Consider the following 16,178-nt stretch of genomic DNA (forward strand, 5'->3'; position numbering starts at 1 on the left):
GTCAGGCCGGGGCCGACGCGCGGTACACGCTGCGCACGTTGTCCCTCGGCCGCGGCCGGGTCTTCCCACAGGGCCCCGCCGCGAAGGCGCGCAGCAGGTTCTCGGTGGTGCGGGTGACGAAGGCGCGGGTGCGGGCGTCCATGCCGTGGTCGCGACCGTTCTCCCGGGTCCCCGCCATCAGCGCCTCGACCCAGCGCATCGTCCCGCTCGCGAAGACGCCCGCCCCGCTGTCCACGGTGTAGTACGCGGAGTCGGAGTGGCTGTGCCTGCCCCGGCAGACCAGCGGCGAGTGCGCGATGATCTCCAGCGGCTCCGGGGTGGGGTCGCCCGGGGTGACCCGGTCGTACTCCACGCCCACCAGGTGGTCGAAGGCGGTACCGCGCTCCACCCCCGTCCCCTCGAACAGCCAGTGGCCGTCCTCCAGGACGACATAGGGCGCGTCCGTCGGATAGCCCTCGTACATCACGCCGAGCAGCGACGACTCCGGAGCGGGTGCCGGGGGCAGCCGGAAGTCGGTGGTCGCCATGTCGCGGTGGGCGACCAGATAGGGGTCGTCGCGATAGGCGGTCTTGTAGCAGACCACCGTGCGCCCGGCCGCCCCGTCCGGCCCCGGCGCGAGCCTGATGCGGCGGAAGCAGGCGTTCGCGCCGAGGAAGGCCAGATTGGTTCCGGCGTCGCGCGCCCGCGTGAGGTGCGCCCGCTGCTCCGGCGTCCAGTACTCGTCATGGCCGAGGGAGAGCACGGCCGTCGCCCCGTCGAGCACGTCCGGGTCCAGGGCGACGTCCACCCCGGTGGTGTACGCCAGCGGAATGCCCAGCCGCTCGGCGAGCACCACGGCCGCCCGCTCGTACACCAGGAACTTCTCGGCCCCGTTGCCCGCGTACGGCCGGTCGAAGCTCACCGCCAGCGAACGCGTCCCGTACGCGCCGTCCTGCCCCTGGTAGAGGCTGAACCCTCCCCATGTGTTGTACGCCTGCCACGTCGCCGCCGCGTGCATCAGCAGCGTCCGGCCGCGCGCCCGGCGGGAGCGGACGACCATCGGCACGTACCGCTGATGGCCGTGGTCCGCGTCCAGCCGCAGCAGGTACGCGCCCTCGGGCCAGCCGGTGGTGTCGACGGTGAGGGACCGTCTCCAGCCCGCCACGACCGTACGGGTGCCGGTGATGAAGTCCGAGGCGCCCTGCCGCACTCCGGCGACCCGCCCCGAGCGCCACACCAGCCGCGCCTGCGCCCCGCCGTACCAGCCGACCCGGTAGGCCGAGACCCGGAAGCCGGGCGCCGTCGTCGATACGTACAGCCCGAACTCCTCGCCCGGCACCACGCTCACCCGGTCCGCGTACCCCTGTACCGCGGCGGCCGGTCCGAGGGACCGGACGCGCCAGTCGGGGTTGCCGGGCCGGGCCCGTTCGGCCGCCTCGCGCGCGCGGCGCGAGGCACGGGCCCTGGGCGCGGGCCGTTCCTTCCGGTCCGCGTCACAGCCCGCCACGGTGGCCCCGGCCGCTCCGGCGGCGGCTCCGAGGAAGTGCCTTCGGTCCACGGCCCCATCGTCCGGGGCCGCCCGCCGGCGGGCGAGCCGGAGTCGCCCGTCCGGGGTCTCGCGGGGTGCGCGGACGCCTCCCTGGCCGCAGCGTGGAGCCATGACCGAGAGCGAGAGCCCGCGCGTCACCCGGCCGACGATGGTGGTGCTCGGCGTCCAGGAGGGCGAACCCCCCTACCGTCTGGTGGAGGTGGCGGGGGAACTGGTCGGCAAGGCGCACTCGGTCCTGGACATCATCGGACTCGCCCGTCAGCTCGGCTTCGACGACATCGACCTGGACGACCCGGATGTGGTCCGCTGGGTCGGCGGCGACAAGTTCACCTGGACCCCGTGGTGGCCCCGCCACCGCCCGAAGGGCGAGCATCCCCGCTGAGCGCCGCCGCCGGTTCGCCTCTCGGCGCGCGGCCCGGCGGGGCGGCGGGCGAGCAGCGCCCCGGCCACCGCGAGCGCGGCGAGCGCCGCGAGGACGGCCGGGGCAGGCCCCCAGGGCGGAGGCGAAGGCCCCGCCGCCGGGCGACCGCGGCAGCGGTGTCCACCAGCGAGGAGTGGACACTGTCGATCGTCAACCACAGGTTGACACGCCCGGGAGTGTCAACCCATAGTTGACGCATGACGAACTCGAACCCCGAGCGCATGACGAATCCCGTACGCCTCGACGACCTGATCGAGGCCATCAAGAAGGTCCACACGGACGCCCTCGAACAGCTCACCGACGCCGTCCTGGCCGCCGATCACCTCGGCGAGGTGGCCGACCACCTGATCGGTCACTTCGTCGACCAGGCCCGCCGCTCCGGCGCGTCCTGGACGGACATCGGCACGTGCATGGGGGTCACCCGGCAGGCGGCCCAGAAGCGCTTCGTCCCCAAGGGCTCCGCCGCGCCGGACCTCGACCCCGGCCAGGGCTTCACCCGCTACACCCCGCGCGCCCGGAACGTGGTGGTCTCCGCCCAGAACGAGGCCCGCGCCGCCACCAACGCCGAGATCCTCCCGGCCCACCTCGTCCTCGGCCTCCTGGCCGAGCCCGAGGGCCTGGCCGCCAAGGCGATCCTCGCCCAGGACGTCCAGCTGGACGCCGTCCGCCGGGCCGCCACCGCCACCCTCCCGCCCGCCGCCGACTCCATGCCCGCGCTCGTCCCCTTCGACGCGGGCGCCAAGAAGGTCCTCGAACTCACCTTCCGCGAGGCCCTGCGCCTGGGCCACAACTACGTCGGCACCGAGCACATCCTGCTGGCCCTCCTCGAACACGAGGACGGCTCCGGCGTCCTCGCGGACCTCGGCCTCGACAAGGCCGGTGTCGAGGCGGCCCTCGCCCGGATGCTGGAGCAGATCCAGGCGGCCTTCCCCGAGGAGGTGTGACCCCAGCCCCTCCCGGGCCGCCCGCCCCACCAGAGCCCCGGCGCTCCAGGCTCCGGGGCCTCGGTGCGAGGGGCCCACGGGCAACGGGCCACGGGCCCCTGTGCGTCCCGGGCGCCTGCCGGCCGATCGGCCGACCAGGCGTGATGAGAGCCGAACGGGTCGTACGGGCGGCGTAGGCCGAGAGGTACGCACATACGCCCGAAGCGTCGGACTTATGATCCAACCCGTGGACATCCCCGACAGACTCATCGCCCTCCAGCAGGCCGCGGACGCCGAGCACGCCAAGCTGACCGGACTCGCGGACATCGAACGCGAGACCCAGTGGAAGCACTGGTACGAGGCCGCGGTCACCGTGCAGGCCGCCGTCACCGAGCACGCCCGGGAAGCGGGGCTCAGCCGCGCCGCACTGGAGTCCGCGGTGAAGAGGGCCGTACGGCACCCGGCCCCGGCCGACGGCTGATCCCGGCAGGCGCGTCCGGGCTGTGTCACTCGCGCGAGCCTGGGCACCCAAGGGGGGACCGGAGGGGGGAACCTCCCCAAGGAGCACCGCCGTGATCAAGAAGCTGCACGACATGGGCCTGCGCAGCGAGCACGCCTACACCGCCGCCATCACCTCCATCGGACTGTCCGTGCTGACGTGGAGTGCTTCGCTCCGCGCCGAGCCCGGCCGGGGCCTGGACCGGGCCGACCGGTGGGGCATCTTCGTCGGGGAGTGGGCGCCCACCCTCTTCGGCCTCGGCCTCGCGCTGTCCCACTACGAGCAGGAAGAGGGCTCGCTGATGGGCAAGGCGCACGCCGACGGGGAACGGCAGCGGCAGATGGCAGGCACCGCCTAGGTACGGGCACGACGAAGGGCTGACCTGCCCCGTCAGGTCAGCCCTTCGCGGTACCGCTGATGCGGTCGGCCGCCTGCTCGGCGGCGTGCGGGCGTGACGTGGCCGACCAGCGTGGGCCCGTCTCCGGGTCCCGGCACCACGCGTACTGCCGGTCAGGCGTCACCGTCAGGCCGAAGTCGTACAGCTCGGGGCGCCCCTCGGCCAGCCACCAGTCCCAAGCCCGCTCCACCTCGTCCGCCAGGCGCCGGGGCCCGCCTTGGTGGGCGACCGTGGTGCCGTCGCCGATCGCGGCGAGCATCGCCCATGACGCCGAGCCGTCGTGGAGCCAGGCGTTCAGCCCGTCCTCGTCCTCGGCGGTCGTGATCTGTACGTCCGGCACGGTGACGCGCAGGGCGAACCGCAGGTGCCAGTCGTCGCGAAGGGGGGCCGGGTCCCGTGTGAACGGCCGTTCGTCCTCGCCCGGAGCGGCCCCCCGTACCCGCTCGAAGGGCCGACCGAGGTCCGTTCCCCGGGCGGGCATGAACGTGGCCAGGCCCTGCACCCACCCGCTGGCCGACCGGCCATCGTCGGCGACGGTGAGCGCGACGTGCCCGAGCCGCCCCCAGGGGATGACGATCCGGCCGCCAGGCCGGGTCTGCTCGACCCAGGCCCACGGGATGCGGTCGACCGCATAGGTGGCGATCACCCGGTCGTACGGCGCGCCCGCCGACCAGCCGTCGGCACCGTCGGCCACCCGCACGTCCACGTCCGCACCGGCCCGCTTGAGCCGCTCGGCCGCGGCCGCCGCCAGCTCGCTGTCCGCCTCGACGCTGACCACGGAGCCCGCCCGCCGGGCGAGTAACGCCGCGTTCCAGCCGGTGCCGGTGCCCAGTTCCAGCACCCGGTGGCCGGGCTCCAGGAGCAGGCGGTCGAGCATGTCGACCACGATCCCCTGCGCGGACAGACTGGAGGACGGCGCGCCGCCGCTGATCTCGGTGACCGCGGCCGTGTCCGGAGAGCCGTACACCTCGGCCGCCCACGCCTCGAAGGCGGTACCGCGGTCGATGGGCACGTACGCCCGGCCATTCCAGCGCCAGAGCCGGTCCGGCGCGAAGGCGTGCCGCGGCACTTCGGCGACCGCGGTACGGATCCATGGGGACCGTCCGGGCCACGCGCCGCGCTGGTCCATGGCGGCGTCCAGCGCGGCGCGCAGCTCCTCTTGACCGGTCACTTCCGGTGCGTCCCGTTCCCGGGCTGCGGCGGCGGCACCTGCCCATCGGAATTGCCCGGCGGGGGCTTGCCCTGGCTCGTGTCCGGCGGCGGCTTCTCGTGCTTCCCCACGGGGTGCCTCATCCCGCACCGTCCGCCCGGGCCTGGCGCGTGGCCTCCTCGTAGGCGTGCAGCAGTCGCTCTCCGATCTCGCATCCGGCGCCGGGCGTGCGGCAGGCCGGGCAGCCTGCGGCGTGCTCGATGGCCGCGCGCCACGCCTCGTCGGCGAACAGGTCGGTGGCCGACTGGCTGCTCGTCATCGGGTCCTGCCTCGGTCAAGGGCGCGGCGCTGGGCGGCGGCCCGGGCCACGGCGTCGTGCGGGTAGTCCCGGGCGTGGGTGGGGCAGACGTAGACGGTCGCGCTGGCGACGCTGCCGCTGTGCTCCACGCTCACCTGTACCGGCTCGTCGGTGGGCAGCTGGCAGCGGTAGCAGAGCTGGCGGCCATCCGGGTGGGGACCGAGGACGTCCTTGACGGCCTGGGCCAGGGCCTCGTGCAGCTGCCGGACGTCGGTGAGGCAGCGGTCGATACGGAAGGGCACCCGCCAGTACGTGCTGTGGCCGGTCGTCCAGGAGGCGGGCGGTACGCCGAGGAGCGTTCCCTCGTCGGCGAGTTCGGTGAGGACGCGTACCTGCCGGATGTGCCAGCTGCGGGCGGTGCCGATGCCGATCAGCCAGTACGTCTTGCCGTAGGTGTCGTCCTGGATCACGGCGCCGGTGTTCGGGCCGAGGAGTCCAAGGGCGCGGTCCGCTACCGCTGTGGGTGCGGATACGGCGTCCCACCATTCGCCCACCGGTAACACCTCGATGTCCTCGGTGTTCGGCGGTGTCCACGGCAGGGCGTTGGTCCTCATGGTCGGCTCCATGTACGGGCGGTGTGCTGACCGTCACATCGTGTCGACCGGGGAAGGCCCGCGCGTTCACAGTTTGTGAACAAGCGCGGGCCCAGTGTCACCCCACCCCGCACCAGCGCGCGTACTCGCGCAGCTCCTCCGACAGGCGCGACTGCGCTCGAAGCATCGTCGCCACCGTCTCATGCACATACGGGTCGTACCGCTCCTGTTGAGGTGCCACCTCCCGAGCATTCTGCAGCGACTTCATCGCATCGTCGTGATCCGCCGTCCATACCGCCGCCCGAGCGCGGTTCGCCCAGTACCGGGCCACATGCGCCACCGTGGGATAGGACTCGGGTACCTCGACCGCGCGGGCCCGCTCCATCGCCAAGTCGTGCTCATTGCGGTCAGCGGCCGACGACACCCCGACCAGCCCCACGTAGAACGGGCCGAAGCCCAGACCGAAGCTGTCGGTCTCGCCCAGCTCGTCTGCTATCCCCTTGGCTTCCTCCAGGCGGGCGTTCGACTCGTCGCCGTCCCCGCGCCCGGACGCCAAGATGGCCGCCTTCAAATGCAGCGTGCCCAGCACCGCGCGGGTAGGCCGCTCCCGTCCCTCGGGGAAGTCACGGACCGCCAACTCGGCCAGGCGCATGCCCGCGTCCGCGAGTCCGCCGTCCAGCGCCAGCTGTCCGCGCAGCACCCGTTCCACCGCGACCCAGCGGGGATCTGCGCCGCGCAGCGCGGCGTGCTCCATGCGGGTCAGAGCCAGCCGCGAGAGGTCCATGTACCCGAGCCGGTAGGCGACCACCTCGGCGGTGTGGGCTGCCTCGGCCTGTAACCATCGGAGGCGCGCGAGGTCCGCCGGGACCGCGAAGATCTCGGCGGCATGCGCCAGTTCTCGGATGAGTGGCGGCAGCGTGGTGGCCAGCGGCAGGAACTCAGCGTCCAGCCGTCGCTGACGCGCCGCCATGACGTCCCTCTCCAGCGCGGGCAGAGCCCGGGGCGGCGGGTCGCCCAGCTCGGACGGCGCATCCCACAGGCTGAGCGTGCTGCCCAACGGTGCGATCACCGCGTCGAGCTGGTCCTGCTGAAGCTGCTTGATGTACGGCTGCCCGCGCAACACAGCGACGCTGACGCTCAGGGCGCGCGCTACCGATCCGAGCAGTTGCTCGCTGGGTGACCGTTCGCCCTTCTCGATCTGGCACAGCATCGAGGGGGACGCGTGCGCCCGTTGGCCGAGTTCTCGCAGCGTGAATCCTCGGATGAGACGCTGCTCTTTCAGCCGCGCTCCAACGGTTCCCGGGCGTGCCTCAGTGCCATCTGACATGATGACTCCGTTCCGACGTCGACACTCGGAACGGTACCCGCGGTCGGCTCCGCCGGTACGTGAACGGCCCCCATTTCGGTGGGGGCCGTCGCGCTTCCTTGACACGGCGAAGAGCCCCTCGCCCGGCCCGCAGGCCAGACGAGGGGCATCACGTATCAGAGGCGCCGCCGGTCCGGGGCCAGTGCGGTGGGCGTCGGCTCCGGCTGAGGCGCGCCATCCTTCCGGCATACCAGCGCATCCGGGTCCCAGCTCGGTGCCTGGAGGTTGTACCCATCCGGGCACGTCTGCCCGTCGTGGCCGTCGGCACCGTTCTTCCCGTACGCGCCCGTCCGAGCTGTGCGCGCCCGTCGGCCCAGGCGATCCTGATGGTCCAGGCGGGCCGGCCGGACCACGCGGAGCGGTGGATCCGGATCTCGCGGTGGTAGTCATCGCGGGTCCGATCGTCGATGCCCACCAGCCGATCGACGTATTTCGGACGCACCAAGGCCCTGACCCGCTTTCGCAGGTCAGGGCCTTGATCGTTCAGGGTGAGTAACGGGACTTGAACCCGCGACATCCTGGACCACAACCAGGTGCTCTACCAGCTGAGCTATACCCACCATGACCGGTGCTTTCCGCACCGGCCGAGAAAAAGTATACAGGCTCGGCGGGGGTGCTCGCTCCCGGCTTTCACGCGTGCCGGGAGCGAGTCGCTACGGCTGCCGGGCGGGCAGGACGTGGCGGGCCGCGATGGACTTCGCCGTGTCCGAGTCCGGTCCGGGCCGGGGGACGAAGACGGCCTCCCGGTAGTAGCGCAGTTCGGCGATCGACTCGTGGATGTCGGCGAGCGCGCGGTGATTGCCGTTCTTCTTCGGGCTGTTGAAGTAGGCCCGCGGATACCAGCGGCGGGCCAGCTCCTTGATCGAGGAGACGTCGACGATCCGGTAGTGGAGGTACGCCTCAAGCGTCGGCATGTCCCGCAGGAGGAAACCGCGGTCGGTGGAGACCGAGTTTCCGCACAGCGGGGCCTTGCCGGCGTCCGGGACGTGCTCGCGGATGTACGCCAGGACCTGCGCCTCGGCATCCGCCAGCGTGGTCCCGCCGTCCAGCTCCGCGAGCAGCCCGGAAGCCGTGTGCATCTCCCGCACCACCTCGGGCATGGTGGTCAGCGCCTCGGCGGGCGGCCGGACAACGATGTCCACGCCGTCGCCCAGGATGTTCAGCTCGGAGTCCGTGACCAGTGCGGCCACCTCGATGAGCGCGTCGTCGATCAGCGAGAGCCCGGTCATCTCGCAGTCGATCCACACCATGCGATCGTTCATGCGTCTCACCCTACGGGGCGTTCCCGCTGGCCGGGCAGGGTCGGACGGCCCGGGGCGCGGCCCGTGGCCTGCTCGGGCAGGCGAGGGGCGTACGCATCGGATTCCGGCTTGCCCGCTTCCGTACCGCCCGGTGGATGCGGCGAGTGCGGAGGGTGATGGTGGTGGCTCGTATGGGTGACGGGACCTCCGGGTCGGCGCAGCGGCATGGTGTGGTCCCCGGCGCGCTGTTCGAGCACCTCGGTGCGGTCGCCGCCGCCGAGCCGTTCGGCCCGCTCCAGCCGGTCCGGGGCGCCGCCCTGGGGCCTGCGGGCCCGGTACGCGGCCCGGTAGGCGGCCGGGGAGGACCCCAGCTGCCGCCGGAAGTGCCCGCGCAGCGCGACCGGGGACCGGAAGCCGCAGCGCCCGGCGACCTCGTCGACCGAGTAGTCGGAGGTCTCCAGGAGTCGCTGGGCCTGCAGCACCCGCTGGGTGATCAGCCACTGGAGTGGAGCGCTCCCAGTGAGCGACCGGAACCGGCGGTCGAAGGTGCGCCGGCTCATATAGGCGCGGGCGGCCAGGGCCTCGACGTCGAACTGCTCGTGCAGGTGCTCGAGCGCCCACGCCACGACCTCGGCGAGCGGATCCGCGCCGATCTCCTCTGGTAACGACCTGTCCAGGTAGCGCTCCTGCCCTCCGCTGCGGCGCGGTGGCACGACGAGCCGGCGGGCCAGGGCCCCCGCGGCGTCCGCGCCGTGGTCGGTGCGCACGATGTGCAGGCACAGGTCGATCCCGGCGGCGGTGCCCGCCGAGGTCAGTACGTCGCCGTCGTCCACGAACAGCTCACGCGGATCCACGTGGACGGATGGGTAGCGCTTGGCGAGCGTCGGCGCGTACATCCAGTGCGTGGTCGCCGGGCGGCCGTCGAGCAGCCCCGCGGCGGCCAGTACGAAGGCCCCGGTGCACAGGCCCACGATGCGCGCGCCCTCCTCGTGCGCGCGCCGTAGCGCGTCGAGCGCGGCGGCCGGTGGCGGCTGGGTGATCGACCGCCAGGCCGGTACGACGACGGTTCCGGCCCGGGACAGTGCCTCCAGGCCGTATGGTGCGGTCAGTTCCAGTCCGCCAGTCGTTCGCAGTGGCACATCTTCGCCCGCGCACACCAGCAATCGGTACCGAGGGACACCGGCGTCCTGCCGGTCGATACCGAAGACGGAGAGCGGGATGGAGCTTTCGAAGATCGGTCCGCCGCTGAACAGCAGCACCGCGACGATTTCTCGTCGCCGGCGTCCGGAGAGCTTGCGCGAGGTCTCCGGTACGGTCGTGGAGTCCTGGCTCATGGCTCTAAGCCCCCCTCGGTGGTCGCGTCCTCTCGGTCCTGCACGTTTCCCCTCGGTCCTGAACGGTTCCCCCGCCGGTCATGGCCAAGATCGAATCTACTGTGTCGCGTGTGGTCGCCGTGACCAGTTCACCACCCGCCACTATGTCGACATGACAACTTGGCGCGAAGCATTCGATCACGAAGCGTTGCACTCGTAGCCCTCGCTGTGAAGTGGGCCTCCTGCTAGCGCCCACTTCCCGTAGGGGGTACGGGTGGCTCGTACCCCTTTCCACGCTGGCCGGAAGGGGGTTGAGCATGGCGTTTGCCAAGGGAAGAACTGTGTCGCGAAGTTGGCTGAAAACCAGCGGGCGCAGATGTGCGGACGGGTCCTTCGACCGGCGTACGACCGGCTCATGCCACGTCGCGGTTGTCCGTACGGAGTGCGACGTGGCGCGCTTACGGAACCGTCCGGCTCCGCCGGGGCGCGCCGCCCCGGCCCCGGCGTCAGCTCCGCCGGCCGCCCCGGTGCGTCCCGATCCCGGTGCGCCCGTGCCGCCCCCGGTGGGGGCTCGCCGCACCGGCGCCCAGCCGGGCGGCCGCGCGTTCGTAGTAGCGCAGAAAGGAGTGGCTGGCGGCGGTCACGGCGCCGAGGCCCAGGGCGGCGCCCGCCGCGCCGCTCAGGGGTGATCCGCAGAGCAGGAGGACGGCGGGGACCACGGCGCAGCCGAAGGCGGACCAGCGGACGACCTCGTTCACCGGGTCGCGGCCGGGACCCCGGCCGGGGGAGTGCCCGGGGGCGCTGCCGGGGGCGTCGTGCTCACGGATGCCTGGCACGGTGGCGGCTCCTCTCGCGTGGTGGACGAACGGGTGGCCGGGCGGGTGGATGGACGGTTGACGGGTGAGCGGAGGGCGGGTCGGCGGACGGTGGAAGAGTGGTGGAGCGGGGCTCGAACGCAGGTCGATCCCGGTGTCCGGGAGGGCCGCGGGGAGGTCGTGACGGCGGCCGGTACGGGCCGTCCGGGCCCGTACCGTACGGAGTTGATCGCTCCGCGGCTACTACAACGTCCGGCCTGCCGACAGGTCACTGCCGGGCGTCCGCGCGGCGTATGCGAAGGGTCGGGGCGGCCCGAGTCGGGACCACTTGGGGCATTGCGTTACGGGCCGCCCTCCGGCATGCTCCGGGGAACGCTTCGGCCGCTCCGCTGCCGGGGCAACCTCTGGGCAGGCGAGGAATGGCGCCGTACCCTGGAGGGTAAGGGCTTGGAAAGATGAATCCCGGACGGATTTTCTTCGTTCGATACTCGTCTCGAGCTCTAGCGGAGCTCTAGTCCCCCGCCAACTTCAACCTGAGCCCCCGCCGTATCCCTCCGCACGAGGACACCCTTCGCCGAGACACCGATGGCCGGTCACGAAATCCCCGAACCCGCGGACCGCAAACGGGTCGCCGATCACCTGGCGCACCCCCAAGCGGCGGAAGAAACACGTCATTCCTGCGACCCCGCCTTCCAGCACGGCGTCGTGGTCGGATTCGACGGTTCCACATCGAGCGAGCGCGCCCTCGCCTACGCCATCGGCATGGCCCGGCGCTCCGGCTCGGGTCTGATCATCGTCCATGTGGCCAATCGGCTGCCGACGACCGTCTGGGCGGGCTGTGAGCCCCCCGTCTTCGTCGACGTTCCCGATCACCGCACCGAGGTGCTGGGCCTTGAGCTGGCCTGCGCCGATCACCTCACCGAGGTGCCGTGGATCCTCGTCGAGCGGGGCGGCGACATCTGCCATGAGCTGGAGGAGGTCGGCCGGGAGTACGCGGCCGACGCGATCGTGGTCGGCTCCACGCACGGGCTGGTGGGACGGATCTTCGGCTCGGTCGCGGGACGGCTCGCGCGGCGTGCGCAGCGGCCCGTGATCGTCATCCCCTGAGCATCCCCTCGGCATCCCCGGTCCATCCCTCGAACCATCCGCTGAGCATCCCCCCGAGCCCGGGCCCGGTTTTGGGCCCCGAGCTTTTCTCCAGCGGTCCCGCGCCGAAACCTCCGGGCGGGCACCGCCGCGGCCGGACGTTCAAAATTGGACAGCCTCAACTCCCTTTCCCCGCAGCCGAGATGGTCCCAAGACCGTCTTGACACCCGTGGAAACTACCCATGCGTAGGGGTGAATTGGGCACGTGGGCGGGGCATAAACCGTTCGGCGTGGCGCCGGGCGGGAAGTGACGGTTCCCGCGCGGTGGCCAGCGCCGGCGTAAGGGCGACGCCGGCCCAGGGGCGGCCCCCGCGTGCGTGGTGGCACACGCGGGGGACCGCCGAACCCGGGGGCGGCCGGGGGTCAGCCGGAGGTCACTCCACGGTCACCGACTTCGCCAGGTTGCGCGGCTTGTCGATGTCCCGGCCGAGCGCCAGCGCCGTGTGGTACGCCAGCAGTTGCAGCGGGATGCCCATCAGGATCGGGTCCAGCTCGACCTCGTTGCGCGGTACCACGATCGTGTGGTCCGCCTTCTCCTGCTCCTGGTGCGCGACGGCGAGGATTCGGCCGCTGCGGGCCTTGATCTCCTCCAGCGTCGCGCGGTTCTTCTCCAGCAGGTCGTCGTCCGGGAGGACCGCGACGGTGGGCACCTCGGGCTCGATGAGCGCGAGCGGTCCGTGCTTCAGCTCCGAGGCCGGGTACGCCTCGGCGTGGACGTAGGAGACCTCCTTCAGCTTCAGGGACGCCTCGCGCGCCACCGGGTAGCCGCGCACCCGTCCGACGAACATCATGCTCTTTGCATTCGCGTATTCCGCGGCGAGCTTCTTGATCTCTTCCTCGCCGCGCAGCACCTCGGAGATCTGCTCGGGCAGCTTGCGCAGCCCCGCGATGATCCGCTTGCCGTCGGCGACCGACAGATCGCGGATCCGGCCGAGGTGGAGGGCGAGCAGGGCGAAGGCGACGGCGGTGTTGGTGAAGCACTTGGTGGAGACGACGCACACCTCCGGACCCGCGTGGACGTACACCCCGCCGTCCGTCTCGCGAGCGATCGCGCTGCCCACGACGTTGACGACGCCCAGCACCCGCGCGCCCTTGCGCTTCAGCTCCTGGACGGCGGCCAGCGTGTCGTACGTCTCGCCGGACTGGCTGACCGCGATGTAGAGGGTGTCCGGGTCCACGACCGGGTTGCGGTAGCGGAACTCGCTCGCGGGCTCGGCGTCCGCGGGGATGCGGGCCAGCTCCTCGATCAGCTGCGCACCGATCAGGCCCGTGTGGTACGCCGAACCGCAGCCGAGGATCTTCACCCGGCGGACGCCGCGGGCCTCGCGCGCGTCCAGGTTCAGCCCGCCCAGCCGGACGGTGGAGAAGCGGTCGTCGATCCGGCCGCGCAGCACCCGGTCCACGGCGTCGACCTGCTCGTGGATCTCCTTGTGCATGTACGTGTCATGGCCGCCCATGTCGTACGACTCGGCCTCCCACTCCACCGTCGTCGGCGCGGGGGCGGTGCGGCTGCCCTCGGTGGTGTAGGTGCGGTAGTCGTCGGCCTTGATGGTGGCCATCTCGCCGTCGTCCAGGGTGATCACCTGGCGGGTGTGGCTGACCAGGGCGGCGACGTCCGAGGCGACGAACATCTCCTTCTCGCCGATGCCCAGCACGACGGGGGAGCCGTTGCGGGCGACGACGATGCGGTCCGGGAAGTCCGCGTGCAGCACGGCGATGCCGTACGTGCCCTCGACCAGGGCGAGCGCGTGGCGGACCTTCTCCTCCAGGGTGGCCGCCTGCGAGCGGCCGATGAGGTGGGCGAGGACCTCGGAGTCGGTGTCGGAGACCAGCTCCACGCCGTCGGCGGCGAGCTTGGCGCGCAGGTCGGCGGCGTTGTCGATGATGCCGTTGTGGACGATCGCGACCTTGCCGTCCCCGTCGAGGTGCGGATGGGCGTTGATGTCGTTGGGCGCGCCGTGGGTCGCCCAGCGGGTGTGCGCGATGCCGGAGGTGCCCGCGAAGCGCTTGGGCAGCCTGGCCTCCAGATCGCGGACCCGGCCCTTGGCCTTGGCGGTCTTCAGCCCGGTGGCGGACTGCCCGTTCTGTGCACCCTTGCCCGGCTTGGCCTGGACCGCGATGCCGGCGGAGTCGTAACCGCGGTACTCCAGCCGCTGCAGCCCCTCCAGCAGCAGCGGTGCCACGTCGCGTTTTCCGATGTATCCGACGATCCCGCACATGGTGTTCAGGCCCTCCCGATTGAATCGATCATGAATGGTCGCCGACTTCGGCGGCGTCGGCCGTAGGTGGCGGCGTCAGCCGTAGACGATGCGGCGCAGCTGGCGCAGCGAGAGTTCGGGCGGTGCCACCGCGCGGTACGGCAGCTCGGCCGTGATCCGCTCGAAGATGTCCGCGTTGGTCAGTCCGCCGGACTGCAGCTCGCGGTGGCGCCGCCGGACGAACTCCTCGGTCGTCTCGTCGAAGTACGCCAGGACGTCCAGCACCACCCGGGCCGCCTCGCCGCGGCTGAGCGGCGTGCTGCGGACCAGGTGGTCGATGAGGTCATCGTGGGACATCCGGCGATCGAGCATCCGTTGATACTGCGGTTCCTCGGGGTGTTTCGCAAGATTTCTGCCCGATATCGGGCAGACTCCGGTCTCGATGGCGGGAAAACCGACGGAGTGCGGCTTGTCCGGCGGTGGTGAACTCTCCTCGGTGAGGCCCCGCTCCGATGAAGACCGCCGAGTTCGCGCAACCGTGCCGGATCTCGCGACACATTGGTCTACACCTTGACCCCAACTGGGCGGCGCGGTACGCAAGATGTCGCGGTACCCACGATGCGACGCTTCGTTGAAGGGACCCCTGTGAGACGACGCCGTGCTCGACTGCTGTGCTCCCTCCTGCTGACCGCGGCGGCGGGAGCGGGAACCGCCGCCACGGCCCCGCCGCCCTCCGCGGCCGCCTCGGTCTCCGGCCCGGACGCCGCCGGCGCGCCGGTGCCGCTGGACCGGGTCGTGCCCGCGCCCGCCTCCGTACGGCCCGGCAAGAGCCCGTACACGCTGCGCCCGGCCACCTTGATCCGGGTGGCGCCCGGCTCCCGCGCGGCGCGCGCGGCGGGCGACTATCTGGCGGGCCTGCTGCGCCCCTCCACCGGCTACCGGCTGCCGGTCACCGCGCGCGGGGGCGTGGACGGCATCCGGCTGCGGATCGTGCCCGTACGACAGCGCGCCGCGAAGGGGCTCGGCGCGGAGGGCTACCGGCTGGAGGTGACCCGGCGCGCCGTCACCATCAGCGCCCGCACCTCCGCCGGGCTCTTCCACGGCATCCAGACGCTGCGGCAGCTGCTGCCCGCGTCCGTCGAACGCGCCACCCGGCAGCCCGGCCCCTGGCGGATCTCCGGCGGCACCATCACCGATGTGCCGCGCTACGCCTGGCGGGGCGCGATGCTCGACGTCTCGCGGCACTTCTTCACCGTCGACCAGGTCAAGACGTACGTCGACCAGCTCGCCCTCTACAAGATCAACAAACTGCATCTGCACCTCTCCGACGACCAGGGCTGGCGGATCGCCGTCGACTCCTGGCCCCGGCTGGCGACGTACGGCGGCTCCACCCAGGTCGGCGGCGGGACCGGCGGCTACTACACCAAGGCCGACTACCGGGAGATCGTGCGGTACGCGGCCTCCCGCCACCTCACCGTCGTCCCCGAGATCGACATGCCCGGCCACACCAACGCGGCCCTCGCCTCCTACGCCGACCTCAACTGCGACGGCGCCGCCCCGCCGCTCTACACCGGCACCGAGGTCGGCTTCAGCTCGCTGTGCGTGCCCAAGGAGGTGACGTACGACTTCGTCGACGACGTCATCCGCGAACTCGCCGCCCTCACCCCCGGCCGCTACCTCCACATCGGCGGCGACGAGGCGCACTCCACCAGCCACGCCGACTACGTGGCCTTCATGGACCGGGTCCAGCCCATCGTCGCCACGTACGGCAAGACCGTGGTCGGCTGGCACCAGCTGACCGGCGCCCGCCCCGCCAAGGGGGCGATCGCCCAGTACTGGGGGACGAACGGCAGCGAGAAGGAGGTCGCCGACGCCGCCAGGAACGGCACCCGGCTCGTCCTCTCACCGGCCAACCGCGCCTACCTCGACATGAAGTACGACCCGAGCACCCCGCTGGGGCTCAGCTGGGCCGGATACGTCGAGGCGAAGCAGTCCTACGACTGGGACCCGGGCAGCTACATCGCCGGTGCCCCGCCGTCCTCGGTGCTCGGTGTGGAGGCCCCGATGTGGTCGGAGACCCTCTCCACCAGCGCCCACATCGCGTACATGGCCTTCCCCCGCCTCCCCGGCATCGCCGAACTGGGCTGGTCGCCCCGGTCCACGCACGACTGGGACGACTACCGGGTGCGGCTCGCCGCGCAGGCGCCCCGCTGGGACGCCCTGGACATCGACTACCACCGCTCCCCGCAGATCCCCTGGCCCGCCACGGATTGAGCCGCCGGGCCCCGGT

General features: G+C 71.9%; 16 protein-coding genes and 1 tRNA gene. 6 read left to right on the forward strand and 11 right to left on the reverse strand.

Going from position 1 to position 16,178, the window contains the following annotated elements:
- Position 1 precedes the first annotated feature (1 nt).
- The gene (locus ASC60_RS19460) at positions 2-1,639 is read right to left on the reverse strand and encodes a N,N-dimethylformamidase beta subunit family domain-containing protein (RefSeq protein ID WP_370592941.1); all 1,638 of its coding nucleotides are present in this window, start codon (positions 1,637-1,639) and stop codon (positions 2-4) included.
- On the opposite strand from ASC60_RS19460, the gene ASC60_RS19465 reads away from it, so the two are divergent.
- From ASC60_RS19465 to ASC60_RS19480, 4 genes are all read left to right on the forward strand, one after another.
- Positions 1,638-1,910, forward strand: coding sequence for a hypothetical protein (locus tag ASC60_RS19465; protein WP_055552616.1), 273 nt, complete (start codon positions 1,638-1,640; stop codon positions 1,908-1,910). The two genes, ASC60_RS19460 and ASC60_RS19465, sit on opposite strands and share 2 nt — an antisense overlap.
- A gap of 236 nt (positions 1,911-2,146) precedes the next feature.
- The gene (locus tag ASC60_RS19470) at positions 2,147-2,893 is read left to right on the forward strand and encodes a Clp protease N-terminal domain-containing protein (protein ID WP_199830996.1); all 747 of its coding nucleotides are present in this window, start codon (positions 2,147-2,149) and stop codon (positions 2,891-2,893) included.
- A 226-nt stretch (positions 2,894-3,119) separates the two neighbouring features.
- Positions 3,120-3,353 carry a hypothetical protein gene (locus ASC60_RS19475; RefSeq protein ID WP_234357031.1) on the forward strand — a complete coding sequence of 78 codons (234 nt, stop codon included), beginning with the start codon at positions 3,120-3,122 and terminating at the stop codon, positions 3,351-3,353.
- Between the two features lie 91 nt (positions 3,354-3,444).
- On the forward strand, positions 3,445-3,729 hold the full coding sequence (locus ASC60_RS19480; RefSeq protein ID WP_055553094.1) for a hypothetical protein: 285 nt from the start codon (positions 3,445-3,447) through the stop codon (positions 3,727-3,729).
- Positions 3,730-3,766: 37 nt separating this feature from the next.
- On the opposite strand, the gene ASC60_RS19485 is transcribed toward ASC60_RS19480, so the two are convergent.
- The 8 genes from ASC60_RS19485 to ASC60_RS19520 all read right to left on the reverse strand — a co-directional run bounded on the left by ASC60_RS19485 (position 3,767) and on the right by ASC60_RS19520 (position 10,565).
- Entirely contained in the window at positions 3,767-4,939 is a 1,173-nt protein-coding gene (locus ASC60_RS19485; RefSeq protein WP_234357032.1) for a methyltransferase domain-containing protein, read from the reverse strand.
- 118 nt (positions 4,940-5,057) lie between these two features.
- Positions 5,058-5,237, reverse strand: coding sequence for a hypothetical protein (locus ASC60_RS19490; protein ID WP_055552620.1), 180 nt, complete (start codon positions 5,235-5,237; stop codon positions 5,058-5,060).
- A complete protein-coding gene (locus tag ASC60_RS19495) occupies positions 5,234-5,830 on the reverse strand; it encodes a hypothetical protein (RefSeq protein WP_055552622.1) in 597 nt (198 codons plus the stop codon). The genes ASC60_RS19490 and ASC60_RS19495 overlap by 4 nt, the downstream gene beginning before the upstream one ends.
- Positions 5,831-5,927: 97 nt before the next feature.
- Positions 5,928-7,136: a helix-turn-helix domain-containing protein gene (locus ASC60_RS19500; RefSeq protein WP_063787171.1), complete on the reverse strand. Its 1,209-nt coding sequence runs from the start codon at positions 7,134-7,136 to the stop codon at positions 5,928-5,930.
- Positions 7,137-7,662: 526 nt separating this feature from the next.
- A tRNA-His gene (locus ASC60_RS19505) sits at positions 7,663-7,735 on the reverse strand.
- A gap of 93 nt (positions 7,736-7,828) precedes the next feature.
- Positions 7,829-8,437: an oligoribonuclease gene (gene orn, locus ASC60_RS19510; RefSeq protein ID WP_055552626.1), complete on the reverse strand. Its 609-nt coding sequence runs from the start codon at positions 8,435-8,437 to the stop codon at positions 7,829-7,831.
- A gap of 5 nt (positions 8,438-8,442) precedes the next feature.
- Positions 8,443-9,750 (reverse strand): helix-turn-helix domain-containing protein, encoded by a 1,308-nt coding sequence (locus ASC60_RS19515; RefSeq protein ID WP_055552628.1) that lies wholly within the window; start codon positions 9,748-9,750, stop codon positions 8,443-8,445.
- A gap of 485 nt (positions 9,751-10,235) precedes the next feature.
- Complete coding sequence (locus tag ASC60_RS19520; RefSeq protein ID WP_234357033.1) at positions 10,236-10,565, reverse strand: hypothetical protein; 330 nt, start codon at positions 10,563-10,565, stop codon at positions 10,236-10,238.
- Between the two features lie 564 nt (positions 10,566-11,129).
- Here ASC60_RS19520 and ASC60_RS19525 point away from each other — a divergent pair.
- Positions 11,130-11,651, forward strand: coding sequence for a universal stress protein (locus ASC60_RS19525; protein ID WP_055552630.1), 522 nt, complete (start codon positions 11,130-11,132; stop codon positions 11,649-11,651).
- 413 nt (positions 11,652-12,064) lie between these two features.
- On the opposite strand, the gene glmS is transcribed toward ASC60_RS19525, so the two are convergent.
- Together glmS and ASC60_RS19535 are read right to left on the reverse strand one after the other, a co-directional pair.
- Complete coding sequence (gene glmS / locus ASC60_RS19530; protein ID WP_055552632.1) at positions 12,065-13,909, reverse strand: glutamine--fructose-6-phosphate transaminase (isomerizing); 1,845 nt, start codon at positions 13,907-13,909, stop codon at positions 12,065-12,067.
- Positions 13,910-13,984: 75 nt separating this feature from the next.
- Positions 13,985-14,260: a hypothetical protein gene (locus tag ASC60_RS19535; protein ID WP_055552634.1), complete on the reverse strand. Its 276-nt coding sequence runs from the start codon at positions 14,258-14,260 to the stop codon at positions 13,985-13,987.
- Between the two features lie 246 nt (positions 14,261-14,506).
- On the opposite strand from ASC60_RS19535, the gene ASC60_RS19540 reads away from it, so the two are divergent.
- On the forward strand, positions 14,507-16,162 hold the full coding sequence (locus tag ASC60_RS19540; protein ID WP_055552636.1) for a beta-N-acetylhexosaminidase: 1,656 nt from the start codon (positions 14,507-14,509) through the stop codon (positions 16,160-16,162).
- Positions 16,163-16,178 lie beyond the last annotated feature (16 nt).

This window comes from Streptomyces sp. NBRC 110028, from assembly GCF_001417735.1.
GTDB lineage: Bacteria > Actinomycetota > Actinomycetes > Streptomycetales > Streptomycetaceae > Streptomyces.